This window comes from Micromonospora sp. URMC 107 (genome assembly GCF_051386315.1).
Taxonomy (GTDB): domain Bacteria; phylum Actinomycetota; class Actinomycetes; order Mycobacteriales; family Micromonosporaceae; genus Micromonospora.
In genome coordinates this window covers 1-2505 of record NZ_JBPQTK010000256.1, presented here as the reverse complement: position 1 = coordinate 2505, position 2505 = coordinate 1, and the positions used below count along the sequence as shown (strand labels likewise).

The following is a 2505-nucleotide window of genomic DNA, read 5'->3' as shown; positions in this document are numbered from 1 at the left end:
CCGGCGTCCGCGCCCGCCCGACCGTCCGGCGCCCCGGTCGGACCGGAACGCCGGCCGGCCGGAGCGGCCCCGGACGACCGTGCGGGACCGGCCCGGTCAGCAGCGGACGATCGTGGAGTTGCTCAGGCCGACGTTGCTGATGGTCAGGTTGTCCGCGCAGGGGTTCTCCACGATCCGGCTGTTCACCAGGGTGAAGTTGCGCAGCGTGATGTCCCGGTTGCCGGGGAACTCGGAGCGCTCGGCCAGCCGCACCTCGCCGCCGCCGCTGATCGTGCCGCCGCCGGCCGCGATGTCCACCCCCTGGCAGTTCTCGATCAGGATCGCGTTGTTGCCGGTGTCGGCGATGTCCACCCGGTCGATGACGGCGCCGCCGGACTCGGAGACGCAGAAGATCCCCCGGCCGCCGCCGCGCGCCCGGACGGTGCCCACCCGGACGTTGGTCGGGTAGCCGGAGCCGACGCGCCCGTTGCGGTTGGCCATCCGAAAGGCGGCGTACCCCGTGCCGGCGCCGGCGTTCTCGGCGTCGACGGTGGTGACCGTGGCGTTGACGGTCTGGTTGAGCAGCAGGCCCGACTCGCCCACGTCCCGCGCGGTGACGGTGCCGATGGTCAGCCCGTCCACGCCGTACGTCTCGACCGCGTGGGAGCTGGCGCCGGAGACGTACGCGCTGTCGATCCGCACGTTGCGGGTCCACTGGCTGGTGTCCCCACGGTTGTCGATCCGGATGCCGAGCCCGCCGCCGAGGCGCATGTCGATCCGGCCGAGGACGACGTCCGTCACGTTGCGCAGGAAGATCCCGTAGAGCGGGGTGCCCGTGACGGTGAGGTGCCCGACCTCGACGTGGCTGGTGCCGCGGGAGTAGATCGGCGCCTGGTCGCCGCTGCCCGAGCCGGTGACGTTGATCGTGCCGCACACGTCGATCGCCGTGTAGCTGGGCAGGGAGATCCGTGCGCCGGCGCTCATCGAGCCGGAGCCGCGGACGACGACGCGCTGCTTGCTGGTCCGCCCGGCGCTGAGGCTGTTCACGGCGGCCTGGACGGCGGCGCGCATGTCGCTGCCGGTGTGCACCGTCGTGGCGCCGTTGCGGGCGGTCCAGGTGCCGCCGCTGAGCACCGCCTCGGCCTGGAACGCGCCGCTGCCGCAGCCGCCCCCGCCGGAGCCGAGGCCGACGAGCTGCCACTGCTGGTTGGCGCCGTCGAGATCCTGGTACTGCGAGATCATCCCACCGTCCGCCGTGGACCACTGCCACACGTCGAGCGCCTTGTTGGAGTGCCGGTTGACGAGGCGGACGTATCCACCGGTGGAGTCGGCGAGCCGGAAGTGCTGGCGGGTGTTGCCGCTGGCGGCGGTGTTCTGGACGAGTTGGACGCCGTCCTCGGCGTTCGGCAGCTCCAGCACCTTGCCGCTGTGCGCCGAGCGGATCTGGTGGTAGCCGCCGCCCACGTCGACGAAGCGCCACTGCTGCACGGCCAGGTCGTTGCGGGCGTACTGGTTGACCGGCGCGCCATCGGCGGTGGACCAGCCCCAGAGGTCCATGGCCTTGCCGCTGTGCCGGTTGACGAGGACGTAGCTGACGCCGGGGTCGACGGTGGCCGCCGCGGCGGGCCGCGGACCGACGACCGCGGCGGCCCCGACGAGCGCCAGGGCGGCCGTGGCCACCAGGGCGAGGAATCGGCGGGTGGGGGGTCTGTCCGGGTCGGGGGGTGTCATGGGGCTCCTTCGGTTGGTGAGGGGCGGCCGTCGAGATCGCGCGGGCGCACCGCGAGGACCACTCCGGAGGGCGGGAGGGCCGCGCGACCGCCCCGTCGAGGCCGCTGTCGATCCAGTCCCGTCGATGTCAGGGCCATGGTAAACGCTTTCCTCCGCTCGCGTGAGGATCGCCGGCCGGGCCGGTCACGCACGGCCGGGAGGCTGGCCGATTCCTGACAGTCGCCCGGGCCTCGGTCCGGGTGGGCCGGTCGCGCGGCGGGGCCGTCTGCCGTGGTGGCGCGCCCGGCGGCGGCCCGATCGTCCGCGGGAACGGCCGAAACTGGGATTCCACGAAGGCGCCACCGACGTCCCGAATGCTGAGAGACATCTTGGCAGTGGAATCGACGGTCGTGGACTCTCTCTGCGGAGAGCGATGGCTCGGTGGCTCATGGTCACGATGCGTCATCGTCTGTGGTCGTCGACCTGGCACAAGGCGCACGGCCGATCGCTGTAGGTAGTGGGGGGAGTGCTCGGTGGGACGCGTCATGCCAGTTTGCGGTTCGAGGTGAGCGCACCCGCGCGCTCCGCCGGGCCGGTGCGCCGGTCCACCCCGTCCCGCCCGAACGTCCGCCCGGTCACCGCCGACACCCTGCACCGCATGGTCGAGGCCCAGGCCGACCGGACCCCGGACGCCGACGCCGTGTGGTGCGACGGGCAGGTCCTCACCTACGGCCAACTGGACGCGGCGGCCAACCGGTTGGCGAGGTCGGCCACCGTCAGCACCAGCCGGGCCCCGGAGTCCTCGGTCATGAAGGC

The 2505-nt window shown here is 72.9% G+C and carries 2 protein-coding genes; one reads left to right on the top strand and one right to left on the bottom strand.

Going from position 1 to position 2505, the window contains the following annotated elements:
- Positions 1-96: 96 nt before the first annotated feature.
- Positions 97-1710 carry an RICIN domain-containing protein gene (locus tag ACSNN9_RS28310; RefSeq protein WP_436676364.1) on the bottom strand — a complete coding sequence of 538 codons (1614 nt, stop codon included), beginning with the start codon at positions 1708-1710 and terminating at the stop codon, positions 97-99.
- 544 nt (positions 1711-2254) lie between these two features.
- Here ACSNN9_RS28310 and ACSNN9_RS28305 point away from each other — a divergent pair.
- Positions 2255-2505: hypothetical protein (locus ACSNN9_RS28305; protein ID WP_436676363.1), on the top strand; the 251-nt coding region annotated here is incomplete at its 3' end.

Coding starts and splice junctions, on each gene's coding strand:
- ACSNN9_RS28310 (WP_436676364.1), bottom strand. CDS start 1,710: ATGACACCCCCCGACCCGGACAGACCCCCCACCCGCCGATTCCTCGCC.